The following is a 20462-nucleotide window of genomic DNA, read 5'->3' as shown; positions in this document are numbered from 1 at the left end:
ACCAAAGTCCCGGCGGTATTCAAGATTTTGGCTTTGTGCTATAATTGAGGCGGTTATTAAAGGAGGAATCCTGGTAATATGGCAAAAAAACTCTCTTTTTTACAAAATCCGGGAGTCCGAAAAACGCTTAAAGTCACTTTTCATACGGTTAAGTGGTTGTTTGTGGCATTTCTTGTTGTCGGAATTATGGGGGGAGCCGCCGCTTTCGGTTACGTGAGCGCTCTGGTCAAAAACGAACCCGTCCGAAATAAAGAGGAAATGCGCAAAAAAATCGAAGAGAACGCCATCACGGGTTTTGTCTACTTTAACGACGATGCCGTTATCGGACAGCTTCGTACGGAAGAAGACAGGCGGCTTGCCGAATTGGCGGAAATTCCTCAAGTCGTTCTTGATGCGGTGCTCGCGATTGAAGATAACGATTTTTACAAACACAACGGGGTTGACTTAAAAGGCTTATCCCGTGCCGTAACGCAGAAACTGCTGAACGAAGACGTACAAACCGGCGGAAGTACGATCACCCAGCAGCTGACCAGGCGCGTTTTTCTGACATTGGACCGGGATGAGGGGCGTAAAGCCAAAGAAATCCTGCTGTCCTTGAGGATGGAAAGACTTTTATCCAAAGACGAGATTCTGCTGGCCTATTTAAATAAAATCCCTTACGGAAACGGAGCTACGGGCTATAACCTGTTCGGCATTAAAGCGGCCGCCAAAGGCATCTTCAATATCGACGATCTGAAACAGCTGAATGTCGCCCAGGCTGCATACCTAGCCGGCCTTCCTCAACAGCCGAGCAACTACTCGGCATACACGAGCAGCGGCGCGCCCAATCCGACGGGACTCAAAAACGCGATTACACGCCAGAAGCTTGTGCTGAAGCGGATGCGCGAGGAAAACAAAATAAACGAAGCGCAGTACAACGAGGCACTCGCCTTCGGTATTGAAGCTTCTCTTGCCCAGCGCCAGCAAAAAGCATATGCCAGCTACCCCTATCTCATGATTGAAGCCGAGAAGGAAGCCGTCAATCTGCTTCTTAAGCAGCAGAATCCCGACCTTGATCCCGAGAAAGACACGGCCGCTTACAACGAAGCATCCAAGGCTATGCATACTCAGCTTCTGCGCGGCGGCTATCAGATTTACACGAGCATAGACAAAACGATCTATGACTCCATGCAGACGATCGGCAAAGAAGCGAAGAACTATTCCCCGACCGATTCCAAAAAAGGCGAGGAACAAGTCGGAGCGGTCATGATGGACAGCAAAACGGGCGCCGTTCTCGGGATGATTGAAGGCCGCGATTTCAACAAATCGCAGATGAACAACGCGATCCAGGCCGTCAGGCAGCCGGGTTCCACGATGAAGCCGATTGCGGCATACATTCCCGCCATGGAATCCGGCAAAATTCAGCCGGCCAGCATTATCGACGATTCGCCCGTAATTTTGAAGGACGGAGCGAAAGGCTATCACATTCCCGAGAACTGGAACCACAAGTACAGCGGTCTGATCACTGCCCGCAAGGCGTTGAACCAATCCTACAACATCCCGGCGATCAAGCTGTTCACGGACACCGTCGGAATTAAGGAAGCTTGGACGTTCGCCAAGAAACTGGGAATAACCACGATTGAAAAAGACGATTATAACGCTCAAACGGGCGTAATCGGCGGTCTTAAATACGGCGTGACCGTCAAGGATATGACCGGTGCTTATGCCGCCATGTCCAACAAAGGACTGTACAACGAAGCGTTTATGATCCGGAAAATTACGGATTCGACCGGCAAAGTGATTTATGAGCACGAAATGAAGCCGACGCGTGTCTTCTCCGAGGAGACAGCCTACCTGATTACAGACATGATGAGAACCGTTATTACCGAAGGAACGGCGACAAGTATCAAGAAAAGCTTTAAATTTTACGGCAAAATACCGGTGGTCGGTAAAACCGGCTCTACGCAGGATGACGCCGACGCCTGGTTCATGGGGTATACTCCGAACATTACGGTCGGTGTGTGGGCGGGTTACGAGCTTCCGGTGAATAAGCTCAGCAAAGCCGGGACTCAGCGTGCCATGAACATGTGGTCGCTCATTATGAACGCGGCCGTCGAGAAGAAACCCGAGCTGTTCCCGGACACCTCGTTTAAACGGCCTTCTACGGTCGTTCAGGCGACCGTTTCCGACGTATCCGGCAAGCTTCCGAGCGATTTGAACCGGCAGTCCGGACACGTGGTGACGGATTGGTTTAACCGGAAGTACATCCCTAAAACTGTCGATAATTCCATGAAATCGATGAACACCATCGAATACAACGGCATTAACTATATCGCACAGGATCAGACTCCGGGCGACATGGTAAAATCCAAGTTTGTTATTGTCCGCGAGAAGTCGGTCAATACCCTGCTGAAGGAACTTTCCGCGGTTCTGAACAAACTCCCGGCCAAAAACCGCCGTCCGCTCAGCTTCTACAAACCGAAGGATTACGATGAGGACGCGCCTTCTGAGATCGATCCGCGCAAGGATGACGGAAGCGATCCGAATCCCCCTTCGAGAGTGGCGGCAACCAAATCGGGCGGCTCCGTGGTCATCACGTTCCAGCCGAGCGGAAACAACGACGTAGTCGGCTACCGGCTGTACCGCTCCGACAACGGGGGTCCGTATATTCGGCAGACGGGTAAGGTTGTCATGACCGGAAGCGACAGCAAGTTTACGGACAGTGTCAGCCCGTCTTCCGCCCAATCTTACTATGTCACGGCGGTTGACGTAGCCGGACGGGAATCCGCTCCCGGAAAAGCCTCTTCAACGGGCTCCAACTCCTCCATTGACTCCGGATTAGTTCCGGGAGGCGGAGGCAGCGGGTCAGACGGAGGCAGCCAAAACGGAGGGAACGGCGGTTCCGACCAGGAATCGGATCCCAAGCAGACACCGTCCTCTCCTTCAGGACTTACCGCGAAAGGAAACGGCAGTGGTTTGAGGCTACAATGGAACGAGAATTCTTCCAAAGATAAAGTTAAACGCTACAATGTCTACTATGCCGAGAAAGCGGACGGAAGTTACAAAAAGATCGATGCCGCTCTCTCTTCCGAATACGCAATCTCGTCCGTAAAACACGATGGGTACTACAAAGTGTCGGCCGTGAACGATGCCGGCGAATCCCGGTTGTCTTCCGCGGTAAAATATGCGGCACGTTAAGTCCGCGGACCGCGCCGGATAAATGTTAAAGAAAAGCCCGTGAGGCTGCCAAGCTTGATTGCTTGGCAGCTCCGGGCTTTTCTTTTTAACCAATTAATCTTTTAGAGTAAATCACCGGAACATTGCTTTTATCAACAAACTCGATAAGTGCAATTTCAGCTATATGACCGGTTATGTTAGCCGTTCTCTTTAAACAGTATTTGAATGCTTCTTCTAGTTTTTGCTCGGATAATCTATTGGCTATTGTACAATGCGGTGTTCAGTTCCCAGGAGCATATAGGGAATCGGGTATGTCGTTAAACTTACCGAAGTGCTGATGATGATTAGAATGAAGGTTCGTTAATTGTTCCGTAACTACCGGAGCAAAATACAGTGCCCCTGAGTTTAGAAAAGAACCAATCGAATTGATGAGGAAATGAATAATGGGTTTATCCTCATAAAATTTATCCATTTCATTTACAAACTCAATTTTATCCAGGTTGTTATGATTGGCAATTGTCATATGAGGCCTTCTATCTACAATTTCTTCCGCATAAAAAGAAATCGATCTTTCTTGGAGTTCTCTCCAAATCGTTTTAATAAGATGTTCTGTCTGTTCATCCAACAAACCGATAACTGCATACATGATTTCTTAAACTCACCTTCTATCACTATTTGACTATTTTACGAACAACCAGGTAATAGTTAAATAAAAGAAGCTTAAAGAAAAAAGAGCGGCCTGACGGCCGCTCTTTCCTCTCTTAATCTTCAATCGTCGACAGGTCGCCTGTCGGCAGGTTAAGTTCCCAAGCTTTGAGCACGCGGCGCATGATTTTACCGCTGCGCGTTTTAGGAAGTTTGTCTTTAAATTCGATCTCGCGAGGAGATGCATGCGCAGACAAACCTTCTTTTACAAACTTGGCGATGTCCGCTTTAAGTTCATCGGATGGCTCGAACCCTTCGCGAAGCGCGATGAACGCTTTGATAATCTCGCCGCGCATCGGATCCGGCTTGCCGATAACACCCGCTTCCGCAACGGCCGGATGCTCGACCAGTTTGCTTTCCACCTCGAACGGGCCTACCCGCTCGCCCGCGGTGTTAATAACATCGTCGATACGACCCTGGAACCAGAAGTAGCCGTCCTCATCCATGTAAGCGGAGTCCCCGGATATATACCAGCCGGTTAATCTGAAATACTCTTCGTATTTCGCAGGGTTGTTCCAAATTTTGCGCATCATGGACGGCCAAGGCGTTTTGACCGCGAGATTGCCCATCCGGTTAGGCGGAAGAACATTGCCGCTGTCATCGATAATGGCGGCTTCCACGCCGGGAATCGGACGTCCCATGGAGCCCGGCTTGATCGGCATACTCGGGTAGTTACAGATGAGCTGGCCGCCTGTTTCGGTCATCCACCAGGTGTCGTGAATACGCTGGCCGTATACTTTCAGACCCCAGCGGACGACTTCCGGGTTAAGAGGCTCACCTACGCTCAGTACATGACGGAGCGAGGACAGATCAAACTGGCTGACCACATCGTCTCCGGCACCCATCAGCATACGGAAAGCGGTCGGAGCGCTGTACCAGACGGTCACTCCGTATTTCTGAATCGTATTATACCAGTCCTGCGGACTGAAACGTCCGCCGCGGATTACGTTCGTAGCTCCGTTAAGCCAAGGGGCGAAAATACCGTAAGATGTGCCGGTAACCCAACCTGGATCGGCCGTACACCAGTACACATCGTCTTCTTTAAGATCAAGGACAATATTGCCCGTATAGTAATGCTGAACCATGGCGTTATGCACATGGAAAACGCCTTTAGGTTTGCCTGTCGAACCGGATGTGTAATGCAGAATCAATCCGTCTTCACGGTCTACCCATTCGATATCGAGTTCTTCGGACGCCTGCGCCATTTCCTTGTGGAAATCCACTTGGCCTTCCTGAAGATCAAGATCTTCGCCAACGACAATGACATGCTTCAGATTAGGCAGCTCGGCCGTTGGGATACGGTGTACGAGTGCGGGTGTTGTAATAATGGCAACAGCTTCGCTGTCCTGCAGACGGTCGCGTACCGCCATTTCCATGAATGCTTCGAAAAGCGGTCCGACTACCGCACCGATCTTGATGGCCCCGAGAAGCGCCATATACAGTTCCGGAGTACGCGGCATGAAAATAAAGATACGGTCTCCCTTATTCACACCAAGTTTGCGGAGCACATTCCCGAATTGATTGGATGTCGTTTTCAATTGAGAGAAAGTATAGGACTCGTCTCTCTTCTGATCGCTATAATAGAGGGCAACTTTGTCTTTTCTGGAAGATTCGGCATGGCGGTCGATCGCTTCGTAAGCCATGTTCACTTTGCCCGTATCGAACCAGGAAAAATTGGATTCTATCTCTTCCCAATTGAACGATTCCCGGGCTTTCTCGTAATTGCCTAGGTTGCCGTTTTGTGAAACCGCATCTACCACTTCACCTTTTAATTGGTTCATTTCTCCTACCTCCCGACAATTGAAACGCTTTCAATCTTTTTTGAATGCTTTGTGCCTGACAGGAAGAAAAGCGCACTTTTCACCATGTATATTATATCACAGCAGGTTATGTTTGCCTATTGCTTTTCAATTTGCCGAAAAATGTGATATAAGAGAGTATAGAGAGAACTGCGTTACCGACGCCGCTTTTAAGGAGACTCCCTCTCATGGACCATAAAAAAATTTATCATTCGCACTCTTTCGTACCGCCTGACCTGGATGCGGAGATCACCGTGGAGGGTCCCGTATCCCCTGATCACCTGCGAGGCCTTCAGATGCATGCCGATCTGGACGCTTTCCGCAAGCCGAGAGACCAGCACGAAGCCCTGATCGAAATCGCGGAGCTTCCCGAGGGCCGCATTATTATCGCCCGTACCGGGGACTGGATTGTAGGCTATGTCACCTTCCATTATCCCGATGAAATCGAACGCTGGTCCCAAGGCAATATGCCCGACCTGATTGAACTCGGGGCGATCGAAGTTGCCAACAGCTACCGGGCTCTCGGACTCGGCAAGAAGATGATCCGGCTCGCCTTTACGGACGGACAACTGGAGAACGTCATTACGTTCACGACCGAATATTATTGGCATTGGGACCTGGAAAGCAGCGGGCTCAGTGTATGGGATTATCGCAAAATGATGGAAAACCTGATGAAATGCGTAGATATGGTGTGGTTTGCCACCGACGATCCGGAAATATGTTCGCACCCGGCCAACTGCCTGATGGTTCGCATCGGAAGCAAAGTTCCCCTGGCTTCCGTCGAGCAGTTCGACCGCATCCGCTTTCAACAACGGTTCATGTATTAAGAACCATTTCCTGGGTTACGGGAGGAACAGCTCGAGATGAAGAACGAATCGGTTTTTGTATTTAACGAGCATGAAGCGACCTACAAGTTCAACGAGGAACATCCTTTTAATCCGAAAAGACTGCTGCTCACGATTGACCTTCTCAGAAAGGCCGGAGCTCTGAACGACTCCGAAATCGTCACTCCCCGTGTAGCCACCGATGACGAGCTTCTCCGCGTCCATCAACCCGCTTATATCGATGCCGTGAAAGCGCTTAGCGAACTCTCCCCTTCGCTTGAGTGGGTTAACAGCGCGGCCAAGTACGGATTGGACACCGAGGACACGCCCTATTTCGCCTGGATGCATGACGTCACCTCAATGGTAGTCGGCGGTTCCATAACGGCTGCCGACACCGTAATGTCCGGTAGAGCGAAGCGCGCGTTCCATCTGGGCGGCGGCCTGCACCACGCTCTGCAGAGCAAGGGAGCCGGCTTCTGTGTCTATAACGACGCTTCCGCGGCCATTGCCCATCTTACCGAGCACTACAACGCGAGGGTTCTGTACATCGACACGGATGTCCACCACGGAGACGGCGTTCAATGGAGCTTTTACAGCGATCCGCGCGTATGCACGTTCTCCATTCATGAAACCGGGAAATATTTATTTCCGGGGACGGGGGATGTGACGGAGCGGGGCGAGGGCGAAGCCTTCGGCACCTGCGTGAATGTTCCGGTGGAGCCGTACACCGAAGACGACTCCTGGCTTGAAAGCTTTGAAGCGGTTCTGGTGCCGCTGATTGAGCGTTTCAAGCCCGATATCATCGTGTCGCAGCACGGCTGTGACGCGCATGCCCTTGATCCGCTGGCCCACGTACACTGTTCCATGCGGATCTACAAAAAAATGCCCGAGCTTATCCGCGAGCTGGCCGACAAGTGGTGTGACGGCCGCTGGGTTGCGCTCGGCGGCGGAGGATATGACATCTATAGGGTCGTTCCGCGTGCCTGGAGCCTGGTCTGGCTGGTCATGACCGGCCACCCGCTGCTTCAGGAGCTGGAGAGCAATCCGCTCCTTCCCCTGCCCGCCGGCTGGCTTGCCGAGCATCAGCCGGGCAGCCCCGTTAAGCTGCCTGCCACTTGGCTCGACGACGTCGACGATTGGGAACCCATCCCGCGCCGGGACATTATTGCCGAGAAGAACAAGAAAACCGTGGAGATCGCTCTGCTTTATTTGAAATAAGAGCGATCTCCACGGTTTTTTAATTGAATTTGCTTCCGCTCATGCGTGATATCTGCGCTGCTGCGTGCATGCCGGACGGCGCTGCATACAAATCCGTTGGAACAAAAAAGACTGACCGGTATAAAACCCGTCAGCCTTTTTCATATGCCCATCCGTCCATTATAACGAGCGCACCATATGTTCAATGATCCGGTGCGAATTTTCGGAAGCCTGCTTGGTAAACTCCGCGAAATTAACGTGCGCCGAGCCGTCCGCTTTATCGGACATGGACCGGATCACGACGAACGGAACTTTGTTCATGGAACAAACCTGCGCCACAGCCGCGCCTTCCATCTCCGTACAGGTCCCGCCGAGCTCCTGGTGAAGCTCCGCCACTTTGTCGCGCGAAGCGACGAATTGGTCTCCGGACAGGACGAGTCCTTGCTTCGTTCTTCCCTGGAACAGTTCCCGGCTTGCCGCATCCGCCAGTTCAACCAGCTGAGGGTCCGCTTTGAAGACCGAAACTTCCTCGTAAGGAATGACTCCGCGCGGGAATCCAAGGGGCGTCACATCCATATCATGTTGCATGCAGGTTGTGGAAATGACGATATCACCGATATTCAGCTCGGGATCCAGTGCTCCGGCAACACCTGTAAACAGCACGGCATCAACGCCGAAGCCGTCAATCAGAATTTGCGTGCAGACGGCGGCGTTCACCTTGCCTACTCCCGACTTGCAAACCACAACGGATTTGCCTTCAAACTGGCCTTCCCTGTATGTAATGCCGGCTTTATTCGTTTCGGTTACGCCGCTCATCCCGCCGACAAGCAGTTCGATTTCTTCATTCATGGCGCCGATCAGACCGATTTTATTTATCATCCTTGTGTAACCTCTACTTTCCGCTCAACAAAAAGCGGCTCAACGAGGAGCCACTGAGCTGCGCTTAATGATTTCATGCGGGAGAACGACTTGAGTAAGTTCCATCGTTTCCTTGTTCATCAACTTCGTAAGCAGACGCATGGACACCGCGCCGATATCGTACATAGGCTGTGCCACTGTCGTTAATTGAGGACGCACCATAGAAGCCATCCGGATATTATCGATACTCATCACGGAAATATCCTTCGGTACGAAAAGCCCTTCGTCCTGGATTTTGTGAATGGCGCCGATCGCCATTTCGTCCGTCGCCGAGAAAATAGCGGTTGGGCGCGTCGGCAGCTTCAGGAAATAATCCGTCGCATCGATTCCCGATTCATACCGGTAATTGCCCAGTCTTACGTAATCTTCGTTCACTTCGATGCCTGCGTGCTCCAGTGCCTTCTTGTAGCCCTGGTAGCGAGCAAAGCCGTTAGCCGGATCCTGAAGAGGTCCGGAGATCATGGCGATCGTACGGTGGCCGCTCTCGATCAGAAGCTGCACGGCATCGTAAGCCGCTTTCTCGTGATCGATATCGACGGACGGCATTACGTTCTGCTCGTCGGCCGTACCACAGAGCACAACCGGAACGGAAGAAGTCCGGAACGCATTGATATGATCTTCCGTCACGACGCCGCCCATAAAGAGAAGCCCGTCCACCTGCTTCTCCAGCAGGGTGTTGATGACGCGGATTTCTTTCTCTTTCTTCTTGTCGGCGTTGCTCAAAATAATATTGTAATGATACATGTTCGCAATATCTTCGATTCCGCGCGCCACTTCCGCAAAAATCGAGTTTGAAATATCGGGGATAACCACGCCGACTGTCGTTGTTTTCTTCGATGCAAGTCCCCGGGCAACAGCATTGGGGCGATAACCGAGCCGTTCGATTGCTTCGAATACTTTCTTCCTTGTCTGCGGCTTCACGTTCGGGTTATTGTTGACGACACGCGAAACCGTGGCCATCGATACTCCTGCTTCTCTTGCTACGTCATAAATAGTAACGGTCACGGTCACTCTCTCCATTTATTCGAATATTCGTCGTCCTTGCCATATTACAGACTATCATACGACATTATTTCCCTTTTCGCAATTAAAACACTTTCACACCTAATAGTAGCAAAAAATACGCATGAAAGCCAACTCTCCGATTTTCATACCCGCTCCCCGCAGGAATTCCATCGTACAAGTTGGCTATGTAATCAACTGCAATCCTATCCAAGCGCATCCGGCGGGTGGGTATGTAAGGAAAGGGCACTGCGGGCAATCAGCCGCTGGTCCTATCCGCAAAAACTTCCTGCAACCGATTGTCCGACAGCATATGCTCGCTGATTTGGGCCAGCCTGCTGCGAATCTCCCCCTCCCAGCCCCTATCCCCGACAGAGGCAGCCAGAAGCAGCAGATCCAGCAGTTCATTGACTCTTTCCTCCACGGCCTGCTTAAATCCGTACCCATCCTCAGAGGAACAGGCGAGCCGTACAATGAGGCAGGCGATTTCGGACACGTCTTCGAACCGCAGGATCTGCTTTTCCGGTTTCGGGCCCAACGTATCGATCAATTCCGTAACTTTAGGTTTTACGCTCGAATAAACAACGCTTTTCCCGCATGCTTCGCATGAGTAGATGGGTACGTTTTCAATCTCTACCTTCTGTTGAAAAACGACGGTTCTTAGGCATAAATGAATCGGTTGTCCGCAGCAGTACCCTTTTTGCATAATCACTCACTCCTTTAGCAGCCGATAAAACCTTGCTGTCTTCGTCTTACCTAGCTACTTCTATCCGGGTGAATAAGATTCCTGCTTTTCGGGGACTGTCACATATTCCCTTTTTATGAAAATTTCATTTTATTTTTGAAGGCAGCGTAATCTCTGTGCCAATCGCTAGTTTGAGGCCTTTTTCTGAATCAATACCTCAATAAAAGCTTTCATAAAAGCGGGCAGATCCGGAGGACGCCGCCCCGAAACGATATTGCGGTCGACCACGGCTTCCTCGTCCACCCAGATCGCTCCGGCATTTTCAAGATCATCCCGGATGCCCGGCGTAGAGGTCATCGTATAGCCTTCCACGATTTTGGCCGAAATCAAAACCCAGCCCGCGTGACAAATCTGCGCAATCGGTTTTTGCGCCTCATGAATTTCGCGGGTAAACCGCAGAACGTCGGCATATCTGCGCAGTTTATCGGGCGCCCAGCCGCCAGGCACGTACAGCCCGTCATAATCGGCCGCGCTTACGTCTCCGAACGCGACATCCGTCGTAATCGGCACACCGTATTTGCCGTGATAAATTTCGCCCGCTTTAGGCCCTGCGATATCGACGACTGCTCCCGCTTCCCGCAAACGAAGAACGGGGTACCACATTTCCAGATCCTCGAACTCCTCATCGACAAACGCCAGTATGCGCTGGCCTTTCAAATCCTGTACGGTCATAGTAAATCCCTCCTGGTTTAGTGAGAATAGGTTAAGAAGCGCTCGACCGGGAATCCGCCTGCCGGAGCACCTGCTCGATTTCCTCGCTGGTGCCGCACTGCAGGACTTCCTGAAGCAGGCGTTCGCACTCGGCGTGATTGCTCGTCAGCAGACGGTGCTTGATCGGAAGAATGAGCTGGACGGACATGCTCAGCTCCTCGATGCCTAGCCCCAGCCAAAGAGGCAGCGCGCGGATATCCCCGGCGAACTCCCCGCATACGGCAACGGGTATACCGGCCGCCTTAGCCGCATCAATGGTCAGCTTCAGCAGGCGGATTACCGCGGGATGATACGGATTGTACAAATGGGCGATGCTGTCGTTCATCCGGTCCACCGCCAAAACGAACTGGATCAGATCATTGGTTCCGATGCTGAAGAAATCGACTTCTTTGGCCAGAACGTCGGCAATCAGGGCCGCGCCCGGCACTTCGATCGTCAAGCCAACCTCAATGTCGGGGTTAAACGGCTTGCCACGGCTTTTCAGCTCCTGCTTGGCTTCCACCAGTAGAGCGTTGGCCTCTCTGAGCTCGCCTAGCGAGGAGATCATCGGGTACATAAGCTTTACTTGACCAAAGTGCGAGGCCCGCAAAATCGCGCGAAGCTGGGTTTTGAACAGCTCGCGGCGATCCAGCGAGATCCGGATAGCGCGGCATCCCAGTGCCGGATTCTCCTCCACCTGAAGCGGAAGATAATCCAGCTTCTTGTCTCCGCCGATATCCAGCGTGCGGATGATGAGCGGCCTGCCGTCCAGCTTGACCGCCGCCTGCTTATACACCTCGGTCTGCTCCTCTTCATCCGGCAGGGAGTCGCGATCCATGTAGAGAAATTCCGAGCGGAATAAACCGACCCCGACGGCGCCGTTTTTGAGCACCTGATCGATTTCTTTGATCGAGCTGATATTCGCCGCCAGCCGGACCTGCTTGCGGTCCTGAGTCATGGACGGGACGTGGGCGATTTCCTGCAGCCGCTCGCGGTGCTTGAGCCAGTCCGTCTTACGCGACTCGTACAGCTCCACGGTGCTGCTGTCGGGGTTCACGTAGACGATCCCTTCCTCGCCGTCCACAATCATCAAGTCTCCGTTCTGAATAGGCCGGATAAGCTTGCCTTCCAGCCCGAGCACGAAAGGAATTCCCATCGCGCGGCTCATAATCGACGTGTGCGAGGTCAGTCCGCCCATCATCGTGACGATACCCAGAACGCGGGCCGGGTCCAGATGCACCAGTTGGGAAGGGGTAAGCTCCTTCGCCACGAGTACGTAGGAATGATCCGTCGGCGGCGGAGTATCGTCCCCGCTGCCCAACAGATGCTTCAGAAGACGGTTGCCTACGTCTTTAATGTCCATGGCCCGTTCTTTCATATAGTCATCGTCCAGCACGTCGAACATTTCGACGAATTTGTCGATCACTTCTTTGACGGCCACCTCTGCGGCTTTGTACTGCCGGCTGATGATGCCCTGAATTTCGTTCATAAACACGGGATCTTCCAGAATCGCCAGATGAGCGTCGAAAATGTACGATTGCTCCTGGCCCAGGACGTCCCGGATCTCTTGTTTGATATGTTCCAATTCGTCTTTGGACGAACGGATCCCGTCATACAGCCGTTCGAATTCAAACGACAAATCGGTGGCGTCCACCATCTTATCCGGGAACTCCCAGTCCCAGGCGGGGATCACGTAAGCGGGACCCATGGCGATCCCCGATGAAGCTCCTATCCCTTTAAACATTTGAAGTCCCTCCGCTCTGTTCCGGTTTTTTCAGCACAACGGACATCACGGACGCCTGCCCTTTTTTCACGGATTTATAGGGGGCGAAGCTCCATGATTTGACACGGTCCGAATTGGTAATCACCATAGGGGTGGCCAGCGATTTGGCGTGCTTCTTCAACTGATTGTAGTTAAAACGGATCAGCAGTTGCCCCGCCTCCACCTCGTCTCCGGGCTGTACCTGGGCCTCGAAGAAATTTCCGGTTAATGTGGATGTGTCGATGCCGATGTGCAGCAGAACTTCAAGTCCTTCCTCTGTCTGAATCCCAAGCGCATGCATCGTCGGATAGACGTGCATGATTTTACCGGCTACCGGCGACAGCAGCTCCCCTTTATCCGGTATGAAAGCAACCCCGTTGCCGACAATTTTCCCCGCAAAAATGCGGTCCGGAACGTCCTCCAGCGGAATCATTCTCCCCGCCATCGGGGAACTGAAGAGCACAAGCTGGATGTCTTTGCGCAGCAGCTTCATGATTTCTTCCCGGATCAGCTCGGAGAATGTGCCGAAAACGACCTGCACGTTGCCGCCGCCTAAGCGGATGACTCCGGCCGCTCCAAGGTGCTTCAGTGCGGCGATATCCATGAGGCGGTCGGATTCAAGCGTCAATCTCAGCCGTGTGATGCAAGCTTCGATTTTCTTGATATTCCCCTTGCCTCCGAGCGCTTGGACGATAAGCGGCGCCCGGTAAGGGATATCGCCTGCCCATTCTTCGAGCGATGAACCTTCCTCCCGCCCCGGGGTCGGAATGCGGTAACGCCGGATGGCGTACCTGAACATGACATAGTACACCGCTCCGAACACGAGTCCGATCGGAATGAGCATCCAACCGTTGCGCGACAAATGCTCGTTAATGACAAAATCGATAGCTCCGGCGGAATAAGAGAAGCCGTGCGAGATATTCAGCGCATATGCGATCCACATGGCAAAGCCGGATAAAATGGCATGAATCACGAACAAGTAAGGAGCGACGAACAGAAAGGCAAACTCAATCGGCTCCGTGACGCCGGTCAGGAACGAAGTCAGCGCCGCCGTCATAAAAGTCACTCGGACATGAGGCTTCAAATCTTCCCGGGCCTCGTGGATAATGGCGAAGGCAATGGCGGGAAGCGCGAACATCATAATCGGATACAGTCCGGCCATGTAGGCCCCGGCCGTCGGATCACCCGCGAAGAAACGGGGCAAATCGCCGTAAACCATGTCTCCGTTCGGTTCTTTGTAAGCACCCAGTTGAAACCAGAAGAAATTGTTCAGGATATAATGAAGCCCGGAAGGCACAAGAAGACGATGCGCGATGCCGTACAAGAAAGCACCGAATCCGCCGAGGCTGAGAACCCATGCCGTCAACTGCTCCATCCCGTTCTCCAGGACGGGGCCCAGCTTGATCATCAGAATGGACAGGGCGAGCGTAACGACTCCCATAATAAGCGGAACCATCCGCGGCCCTCCGAAAAACTGTACGTATTCGGGGAGCTGGATTCGCTTGCATCGGTGGTACGCGACCGCCGACAGCAGACCGATCAGGATTCCTCCCGCGACACCCAGTTGAAACGCTTCGCCCAGCTGATGCTGGGTCAGTACGGTGAATAAAAAGTAGCTCATCAGTGCGGAAAGTCCGGCGATACCCGCATTCTCCGTCAAACCGAGAGCAACGCCTACCGCGAACACGAGCGGCAAATATGTAAAAATAGTATGACCCGCAAGCAGCATCATGTCGCCGAGCCATGCCGCCCCCATACTATCCCATGGCAGGATTCCCAGTCGTATAAGCACTGCGGCAACAGGGAGCGTAATCATCGGAAGCATCAAAGAACGCCCGAATTGCTGCAAATTTCCCATCCAGTTCAACTTAAGCCTTGCCCCCTCTCTATTTCGATCCTAATGGCTACCGCACTTTTTGTCAAAAACAAATAAGCGGGTCCGAAGACCCGCTTGTTGGCGTCATGCAGCATGACGATGCTGTGAGCTATCGTCAGCCTTTAATTAAAACGTACCTGTCGTGTACGGATTGCCCGTGTTAAAACGGCCGGATTGAGCGGAACCCACGCTGCTGGAGTAACCGCCGAACTGCTGCTGAGCCGGAGTTTGGGAATCCGAAGTCAGGTAGCTGTCATGGGCCGGCTGGTCGCCGCGGTAGTTAGCCGTATGGTAAGACTGCGGAGACGCGGATTGGCTGTAGCTTTGCGTGCCGTAGCCTTGGCCAGAGGATTGGCCAGAGGATTGACCGTAGGATTGGGAACCGTAATTTTGTTGAGAGCCGTAGCCTTGGCCGATAGCGGATTGGCTCAGCCCGTAAGAAGCTTGGCCGTAGCCTTGCTGGGACGGATTCTGGGAATCCGAACGCAGGTAGCTGTCGTGTCCCGGCTGATCGCCACGGTAGTTAGCCGTGTGATAAGACTGAGGGGAAGCGAATTGTCCGTAGCTTTGTTGTTGGCTCGTGTAGGATTGATTTCCTTGGTTGCCGTAAGCTTGGGAACCGAAGGATTGAGTCAGGCCGTAGGAAGCTTGTCCGAAGCCTTGATGCTGGGCCGGAGTTTGGGAATCCGAGTGCAGGTAGCTGTCATGACCCGGTTGGTGGCCGCGGTAGTTAGCCGTGTGGAACGATTGCGGGTTTTGGTGGCTGCCGTATTGGGAATTTTGGAACTGGTTCTGACCATACGAAGATTGAACATAACCGGTCGGCTGGAACTTGTTTTGGTATTGGGACTGGGAGCCGATACCAGCTTGATTTTGATACTGGTTGTACATGCGGAGTTCCTCCTTTAAGGAAATTAATGAGTCTTCCAGACAAGTCTTTCCTTGTTCTGAAGCCTCCACTATTGTTTGCAGGAGCCGCTGAAATTATGAAGCTTCCCAGAAATATTTTTTTCAGAAAAAACAAAACCCGACTAGAGCTTGCGCTTTAGTCGGGTCATGACACTTTTAGCGGCTGTGCCGCACCGGTTCAGTTGCCTCTCGGATTCAAAATCGCATCTTCCACCTTGATGCAGCGGTCCATTACGACCGTCAACCCGCCGCGTTGCGCAATTTCAGCCGCTTCTTCATTATAAACGCCCTGCTGCAGCCAAAGAACTTTAGCTCCCTTGCGAACCGCTTCCTCCGCGATAGGCACAACCTGGTCGCTTCTGCGGAACACATTGACGATATCCACATGACCGGGAATATCGGACAGACTGGCATAGCTTTTTCCGCCCAAAATGACATCCGCATTCGGATTAACCGGAATAATCTCGTAACCGCGGGATTTCATGGCTGCCGATACCATGTGCGACACCCTTTCCGGGTTATCGGACAAACCTACTACGGCAATGGGGCCGGCTGAAGCCAGCAAGGTTTTGATTTCGTCTCTGGACGGATTTTCAAAAGGCATGAGAACACTCCCTTTCGCTATTTAAAGAACCGGCATTGTCCGTTGTCTGTTCTTAATCAGCCGTATAGGACAAGCCCTGCTTGCCCATCGCTTCCCAGATGCCGATGAACAGCTTTTTGTCCAGCTGAACATTTTTGCTGCCCGTCCACGGGTCGTTCACGTAAACGGACGTCTCGTCGTAACCGACCATTAATACCGCATGCTCGGAAAATGTCGCGCGGATCGGACCGATGGAGGTATTCCATTCGGACCAGCGGGTCGGCATCGTGAAACCGATAGTCGTCCAAACGACAACCGGGCGGCCGTTTGCGATTTGTTTTTCATACACGTCAAAGGATTCGCCCGTTAAATCTACGGCAGAAGGAATATGCGATTTCAACAGCGGAAACAGCGCCTTGTGGTAAATGCCGAAGCCTTTGGATTTCCCGGTACCGTCTCCCACGTAGCCAATGTTCGGGTGGCCCCACGAGGCAATCGTCCCGTCTTTGTTCCAGACGATAGGAGTCGGGTCCTTCGGCATTTCGTCGTACAGCTGCATCTTGTCCAGTTTGATGCCTTTATAATGAAGCATCATGGCAATCGAAGTAATTTCACAGCCAGACGGCAGTTCCGGTTTCTGCGCGATAACGGGCGCATCGATCATAGCCTTCGTTTTCCGCTGCTCTTGAACCTGTTCCGCCGCCGGTGGCTGCTCAGGTTCAGGCAGAGGCTGTTTTTCCAGTTTCGCGTCCATGGCCATGACAGTCTGAACGTCTTGCCCGCTTATTTTGGCATATAGCATCACAGACATGAAACCGCCTGAGAACAATAACCCGAGGATCAGAAAGAAACCGAACGTTACTTTCATGCCCCTCCAAATAATGCGCATCCTATTCACCCATTCATTCGTTCGTTAATTCGATGTGCGCTCCGAGTGAAATCATATGATCGAAAAACTGCGGATAAGATTTGGCCACATGGTGGGCGTCACGGATAACAAGACCCTGCTTGCTCCTCAGCCCTGCCACGGACAGGGCCATAATGACGCGATGGTCATAATGCGCGTTAATTTCCACGCCGCCTTCAAGCCCTTCCGGCCGGCCGTGGACAATGATTTCGCTTTGACGCTCTTCCACGTCGGCTCCGGCTTTGCGCAGCTCGTTCAGGAAATCCGTAATCCGGTCGCACTCTTTGTAGCGAAGATTCTCCACGTTGTAAAAACGGGAGGTGCCTTCCGCGAACACCGCGGCCGCTACCATAGCAAGCACCGCGTCCGTAAAATGATCGCCGTCGAATTCGCCGGCTTTAAGTTTGCCCGTGCCTTGTACGCGCACGATTCCATCCTTGTGAGTCAGCGAGACGCCCATGGCGCGGAGAACGTCCACGCAGGCTTTCTCGCCTTGACGGCTGTTCTCGTCGAGACGATGAACGGTAACATCCGAGCGGGTGACGGCCGCAGCCGCCAAGATCGCCGCGGATCCTGGGTAATCCCCCTGCACGACATACTCCTGCGCACGGTAGGATTGATTGCCGGGAATCCGGTAATGCATAAGATCTTCGCTGGCTTCCACGCGAATCCCTGCTTGTTCGAGCACTTCCAGGGTTTGTCCGACAATCACTTTGGACTTCAAATCGTGAAGCACTTCGATTTCACTGTCTTCTTGGAGCAGAGGAGTCAAAAACAGAAGGGAGCTCAAAAACTGCGAGCTTACGCTGCCCGACACGGTAATTTTGCCGCCGCGGGGCTGTCCCCCTTTAATAGTTATCGGCAGACGGCCCTCATTATGTTCGACTTGGACGTTCATTTGTTCCAGCGTATCAATAAGATCCATATGCGGCCGCTTGCCGAGCGATTCCGGATATTGATTAATGAAAGTAACTTCGCTTTGGCAGAGCGCTGCCGTAGACATCAGAAAACGGAGAACCGCTCCCGCGTTGCCGACGTTTAATTCTTTGATCGGGAGAGGGTTTTTGCCGAATCCCTTAATAACCATCTTATGCTCGTCTTCTTCGATAACCGCACCCAAATCCCGGATGCACCGGCGCATGGCGTCACTGTCTTCACTGTGAGCCGGGTAGTGGATCGTACTCGTACCGTCAGCCAGCGCTGCAAGAAGGAGGTAACGAGTCGTATAGTTTTTGGAAGACAGCGCCTGAATTTCTCCCTGCAGGTTCGGTGTCGCTTTTACAATGGCTTTCATGGAATTCATGGTAGTTCTCTCCTTTGGTCGATGAGTGGTCTGTGTACGGCCTTCTGTTTATATATAAAAGCCGGCAAAAGCCAAGCCGATTCCGGCCAAATAGCTTGCGAGCAGATAGATCATATCCAGATTAAAAAGTTTTCTCTTTCTCAGCTTCCAGCTGTCCAGCTTTAAAGTGGAAAACGTCGTAAAGGCGCCGGTAAAGCCTGTTCCCAGCCCGATAAGCAAGGCGGCATCCGTCACATGCCCGAACAGCCACCCCAGAAAAAAACAGCCTGTGAGATTGACGGCCAGTGTACCGAATGGAAACGGAGAAGCCGTACGGCTCTGGACCCAGCCGGCTAATTTATATCTGGCGATGGAGCCGACGAATCCTCCTGCCCCTACCAGCAGTACATTCATCCAGCCCGCATTCATAGGGCTTTCTCCTTCCTGCGGTGCGCGGCAGCCGTGCCCAGACTGACGGCAACAAGCCCTCCGAACAGACTGATCCCGATGTAAAGCAGGGCTGCCGGCACCTGATTATCCCGAAGCATCCGGACCGTTTCCATACTGAAGGTGGAAAAAGTCGTGAAAGCCCCGATAAAACCAGTCGTAACGGCAGTACGCAGCTCCTGCGGCCATTTCGGCAGCAGAGCTTCGCTGAAATAACCGAGCAGCAGGCAGCCGATCATATTACAGGCCAGCGTGCCCCACGGGAAGGAACCGTCCCCTTCGTTCCATAGAACGGATAACCCGTAACGGGACAGGGCTCCGAACACGCCGGCTGTTCCGATGATCCAACTTTTCATGGGCAAACCACCTATTCTGTCCCGTATTTTGCTTTGAAGATAGATTCGGTGAAGTCCGCAGACGGTTTGACTCCGTGCTTCCGGGTTTTGTATAGTTACAGGGAAAACGAGAATACAGGAGGTGCGCTTTATATGAATAAGATTCAACCCTCGGAATTGAAAGCCCGACTTGCGGCGGGTGAGCCGCTGTGCGTTATCGACGTACGCGAGCCCGAAGAAGTCGCGGCCGGTCAAATTGCCGGCGCCAAATCGATTCCCTTGATGGAAATTCACACCCGTCTTCACGAAATCCCTAAAGAAGGCGAAGTCATTCTGGTCTGCCGCAGCGGCAACCGGAGCGGGAAAGCATACGATTTCCTGGAGTCTCAAGGCTTTGCGAATTTGAAAAACATGGAGGGCGGAATGCTCGCCTGGGAACAGCTTTAAGCCCGCCGCCGGACGAGCGGCTCGGTCAGCCTGAAACTTCCCGCTTCAGCCTTTCTTTGGTCCAGGCGTTAAAGATGTGTTCGGCAATGTCGTCCGCGGCAAGCGGTGACGTATCGATTGTAAGGTCGGCAAACCTGTACGCATCTTGACGTTCCTGGAGCATCGTATGGACCTTTTCTTCCAGTCCGCTTCCCTGCAGCAAAGGCCGGTTGGAGTCGTTTTTAACCCGCTCCACGATGGTTTCCAAACTTGCGGATAAAGCCGCGACAAAGCCCCGCTCGCTCATGCACACCCGGTTCTCCTCCGCCAGTACGGCACCGCCCCCGGTTGAAATCACGCGATGGCTGCCGTCCAGCGTCTCCCGGATGACCTCACGCTCCAAAGTCCTGAAATGAGCTTCCCCGTGTGCGGCGAACAGCTCCGGAATCGACATTCCGGCTTTTTTTACAATTTCCTCATCGGTATCAATCATAGGCCAACCCAGCCGATCAGCCAACTTTAACCCGACAGTCGTTTTACCAGTGCCCATAAACCCAATCAGCACTATATTTGATCTCGGTTGTGTGCTCATCGTGCCCGTCGATCCTCTCTCGGTTTAAACTTTCCACTATCATATCACAGCAAAAGCCCCGGATGAATACAAATCGCATCAATTTCATATGGTATAGTGAATAAACCTTTTCAAAGACAGCAAAAATGAGAGTACGTACACAATCCGTAGAAGGATCAGTAGATTACAAGGAGCGATGTCCGATTGATGCCTCATCCCAGGATTCCCAATCCCGGTCGGAATACTTCCGGTCGGCTGAGTCAGATGCTTCAGCCCTCGTACATGCTGTGCAGAGATGACGTAGTCTGGGCGCTCGAGTTTATACGCA

19 protein-coding genes are annotated in these 20462 nt (G+C 52.6%); 4 read left to right on the top strand and 15 right to left on the bottom strand.

Features of this window, described 5'->3' with window-relative positions:
• Window positions 1–78 precede the first annotated feature (78 nt).
• Complete coding sequence (locus tag AC2TF6_RS09600) at window positions 79–3177, top strand: transglycosylase domain-containing protein (protein WP_491310836.1); 3099 nt, start codon at window positions 79–81, stop codon at window positions 3175–3177.
• A 259-nt stretch (window positions 3178–3436) separates the two neighbouring features.
• Here the strand turns inward: AC2TF6_RS09600 and AC2TF6_RS09595 are convergent, their stop codons facing one another.
• The gene (locus AC2TF6_RS09595; RefSeq protein WP_491310835.1) at window positions 3437–3802 is read right to left on the bottom strand and encodes a hypothetical protein; all 366 of its coding nucleotides are present in this window, start codon (window positions 3800–3802) and stop codon (window positions 3437–3439) included.
• 115 nt (window positions 3803–3917) lie between these two features.
• Window positions 3918–5642: an acetate--CoA ligase gene (acsA, locus tag AC2TF6_RS09590; protein WP_491310834.1), complete on the bottom strand. Its 1725-nt coding sequence runs from the start codon at window positions 5640–5642 to the stop codon at window positions 3918–3920.
• Between the two features lie 206 nt (window positions 5643–5848).
• Here acsA and AC2TF6_RS09585 point away from each other — a divergent pair, with 206 nt between their 5' ends.
• Both AC2TF6_RS09585 and AC2TF6_RS09580 read left to right on the top strand, forming a co-directional pair.
• The gene (locus AC2TF6_RS09585; protein ID WP_009672639.1) at window positions 5849–6487 is read left to right on the top strand and encodes a GNAT family N-acetyltransferase; all 639 of its coding nucleotides are present in this window, start codon (window positions 5849–5851) and stop codon (window positions 6485–6487) included.
• A gap of 36 nt (window positions 6488–6523) precedes the next feature.
• Complete coding sequence (locus AC2TF6_RS09580) at window positions 6524–7702, top strand: acetoin utilization protein AcuC (RefSeq protein WP_491310833.1); 1179 nt, start codon at window positions 6524–6526, stop codon at window positions 7700–7702.
• A 159-nt stretch (window positions 7703–7861) separates the two neighbouring features.
• Here AC2TF6_RS09580 and AC2TF6_RS09575 read toward each other — a convergent pair whose 3' ends face one another.
• From AC2TF6_RS09575 to crcB, 12 genes are all read right to left on the bottom strand, one after another.
• Window positions 7862–8560, bottom strand: a complete 699-nt coding sequence (locus AC2TF6_RS09575; RefSeq protein ID WP_218228457.1) for a 5'-methylthioadenosine/adenosylhomocysteine nucleosidase — start codon at window positions 8558–8560, stop codon at window positions 7862–7864.
• A 39-nt stretch (window positions 8561–8599) separates the two neighbouring features.
• Window positions 8600–9619 (bottom strand): catabolite control protein A, encoded by a 1020-nt coding sequence (gene ccpA, locus AC2TF6_RS09570; protein WP_491310832.1) that lies wholly within the window; start codon window positions 9617–9619, stop codon window positions 8600–8602.
• Window positions 9620–9860: 241 nt separating this feature from the next.
• On the bottom strand, window positions 9861–10307 hold the full coding sequence (locus tag AC2TF6_RS09565) for a hypothetical protein (RefSeq protein WP_491310831.1): 447 nt from the start codon (window positions 10305–10307) through the stop codon (window positions 9861–9863).
• Window positions 10308–10472: 165 nt separating this feature from the next.
• Complete coding sequence (locus AC2TF6_RS09560) at window positions 10473–11018, bottom strand: type 1 glutamine amidotransferase domain-containing protein (RefSeq protein WP_009672636.1); 546 nt, start codon at window positions 11016–11018, stop codon at window positions 10473–10475.
• A 31-nt stretch (window positions 11019–11049) separates the two neighbouring features.
• On the bottom strand, window positions 11050–12780 hold the full coding sequence (gene ptsP / locus AC2TF6_RS09555; protein ID WP_491310830.1) for a phosphoenolpyruvate--protein phosphotransferase: 1731 nt from the start codon (window positions 12778–12780) through the stop codon (window positions 11050–11052).
• Window positions 12773–14665, bottom strand: a complete 1893-nt coding sequence (locus tag AC2TF6_RS09550; RefSeq protein WP_491310829.1) for a glucose PTS transporter subunit IIA — start codon at window positions 14663–14665, stop codon at window positions 12773–12775. Before AC2TF6_RS09550 ends, ptsP begins: the two co-directional genes overlap by 8 nt.
• A 135-nt stretch (window positions 14666–14800) precedes the next feature.
• Window positions 14801–15565, bottom strand: coding sequence for a hypothetical protein (locus tag AC2TF6_RS09545; RefSeq protein ID WP_491310828.1), 765 nt, complete (start codon window positions 15563–15565; stop codon window positions 14801–14803).
• A gap of 196 nt (window positions 15566–15761) precedes the next feature.
• Window positions 15762–16187: a CoA-binding protein gene (locus AC2TF6_RS09540; protein ID WP_377625454.1), complete on the bottom strand. Its 426-nt coding sequence runs from the start codon at window positions 16185–16187 to the stop codon at window positions 15762–15764.
• A 52-nt stretch (window positions 16188–16239) separates the two neighbouring features.
• Window positions 16240–17034, bottom strand: coding sequence for a C39 family peptidase (locus tag AC2TF6_RS09535; RefSeq protein ID WP_491311615.1), 795 nt, complete (start codon window positions 17032–17034; stop codon window positions 16240–16242).
• A gap of 34 nt (window positions 17035–17068) precedes the next feature.
• Window positions 17069–18367 (bottom strand): 3-phosphoshikimate 1-carboxyvinyltransferase, encoded by a 1299-nt coding sequence (gene aroA, locus AC2TF6_RS09530; RefSeq protein WP_491311614.1) that lies wholly within the window; start codon window positions 18365–18367, stop codon window positions 17069–17071.
• 57 nt (window positions 18368–18424) lie between these two features.
• Window positions 18425–18784 (bottom strand): fluoride efflux transporter FluC, encoded by a 360-nt coding sequence (locus tag AC2TF6_RS09525; RefSeq protein WP_491310827.1) that lies wholly within the window; start codon window positions 18782–18784, stop codon window positions 18425–18427.
• Window positions 18781–19158: a fluoride efflux transporter CrcB gene (gene crcB, locus AC2TF6_RS09520; RefSeq protein WP_491310826.1), complete on the bottom strand. Its 378-nt coding sequence runs from the start codon at window positions 19156–19158 to the stop codon at window positions 18781–18783. The genes AC2TF6_RS09525 and crcB overlap by 4 nt, the downstream gene beginning before the upstream one ends.
• Before the next feature lie 132 nt (window positions 19159–19290).
• Here crcB and AC2TF6_RS09515 point away from each other — a divergent pair, with 132 nt between their 5' ends.
• The gene (locus AC2TF6_RS09515) at window positions 19291–19584 is read left to right on the top strand and encodes a rhodanese-like domain-containing protein (RefSeq protein ID WP_009672581.1); all 294 of its coding nucleotides are present in this window, start codon (window positions 19291–19293) and stop codon (window positions 19582–19584) included.
• A 25-nt stretch (window positions 19585–19609) separates the two neighbouring features.
• Here the strand turns inward: AC2TF6_RS09515 and AC2TF6_RS09510 are convergent, their stop codons facing one another.
• The gene (locus AC2TF6_RS09510) at window positions 19610–20155 is read right to left on the bottom strand and encodes a shikimate kinase (protein ID WP_491310825.1); all 546 of its coding nucleotides are present in this window, start codon (window positions 20153–20155) and stop codon (window positions 19610–19612) included.
• Window positions 20156–20462: the final 307 nt, after the last annotated feature.

The organism is Paenibacillus sp. JNUCC 35 (assembly GCF_058269095.1).
This window is presented reverse-complemented; position numbering and strand designations above follow the sequence as displayed.

Coding starts and splice junctions, on each gene's coding strand:
- AC2TF6_RS09525 (WP_491310827.1), bottom strand. CDS start 18,784: ATGAATGCGGGCTGGATGAATGTACTGCTGGTAGGGGCAGGAGGATTC.
- AC2TF6_RS09535 (WP_491311615.1), bottom strand. CDS start 17,034: ATGAAAGTAACGTTCGGTTTCTTTCTGATCCTCGGGTTATTGTTCTCA.
- acsA (WP_491310834.1), bottom strand. CDS start 5,642: ATGAACCAATTAAAAGGTGAAGTGGTAGATGCGGTTTCACAAAACGGC.
- AC2TF6_RS09565 (WP_491310831.1), bottom strand. CDS start 10,307: ATGCAAAAAGGGTACTGCTGCGGACAACCGATTCATTTATGCCTAAGA.
- AC2TF6_RS09595 (WP_491310835.1), bottom strand. CDS start 3,802: ATGTATGCAGTTATCGGTTTGTTGGATGAACAGACAGAACATCTTATT.
- AC2TF6_RS09585 (WP_009672639.1), top strand. CDS start 5,849: ATGGACCATAAAAAAATTTATCATTCGCACTCTTTCGTACCGCCTGAC.
- crcB (WP_491310826.1), bottom strand. CDS start 19,158: ATGAAAAGTTGGATCATCGGAACAGCCGGCGTGTTCGGAGCCCTGTCC.
- AC2TF6_RS09515 (WP_009672581.1), top strand. CDS start 19,291: ATGAATAAGATTCAACCCTCGGAATTGAAAGCCCGACTTGCGGCGGGT.
- AC2TF6_RS09510 (WP_491310825.1), bottom strand. CDS start 20,155: ATGAGCACACAACCGAGATCAAATATAGTGCTGATTGGGTTTATGGGC.
- AC2TF6_RS09600 (WP_491310836.1), top strand. CDS start 79: ATGGCAAAAAAACTCTCTTTTTTACAAAATCCGGGAGTCCGAAAAACG.
- AC2TF6_RS09545 (WP_491310828.1), bottom strand. CDS start 15,565: ATGTACAACCAGTATCAAAATCAAGCTGGTATCGGCTCCCAGTCCCAA.
- ccpA (WP_491310832.1), bottom strand. CDS start 9,619: ATGGAGAGAGTGACCGTGACCGTTACTATTTATGACGTAGCAAGAGAA.
- AC2TF6_RS09580 (WP_491310833.1), top strand. CDS start 6,524: ATGAAGAACGAATCGGTTTTTGTATTTAACGAGCATGAAGCGACCTAC.
- aroA (WP_491311614.1), bottom strand. CDS start 18,367: ATGAAAGCCATTGTAAAAGCGACACCGAACCTGCAGGGAGAAATTCAG.
- ptsP (WP_491310830.1), bottom strand. CDS start 12,780: ATGTTTAAAGGGATAGGAGCTTCATCGGGGATCGCCATGGGTCCCGCT.
- AC2TF6_RS09560 (WP_009672636.1), bottom strand. CDS start 11,018: ATGACCGTACAGGATTTGAAAGGCCAGCGCATACTGGCGTTTGTCGAT.
- AC2TF6_RS09540 (WP_377625454.1), bottom strand. CDS start 16,187: ATGCCTTTTGAAAATCCGTCCAGAGACGAAATCAAAACCTTGCTGGCT.
- AC2TF6_RS09575 (WP_218228457.1), bottom strand. CDS start 8,560: ATGATAAATAAAATCGGTCTGATCGGCGCCATGAATGAAGAAATCGAA.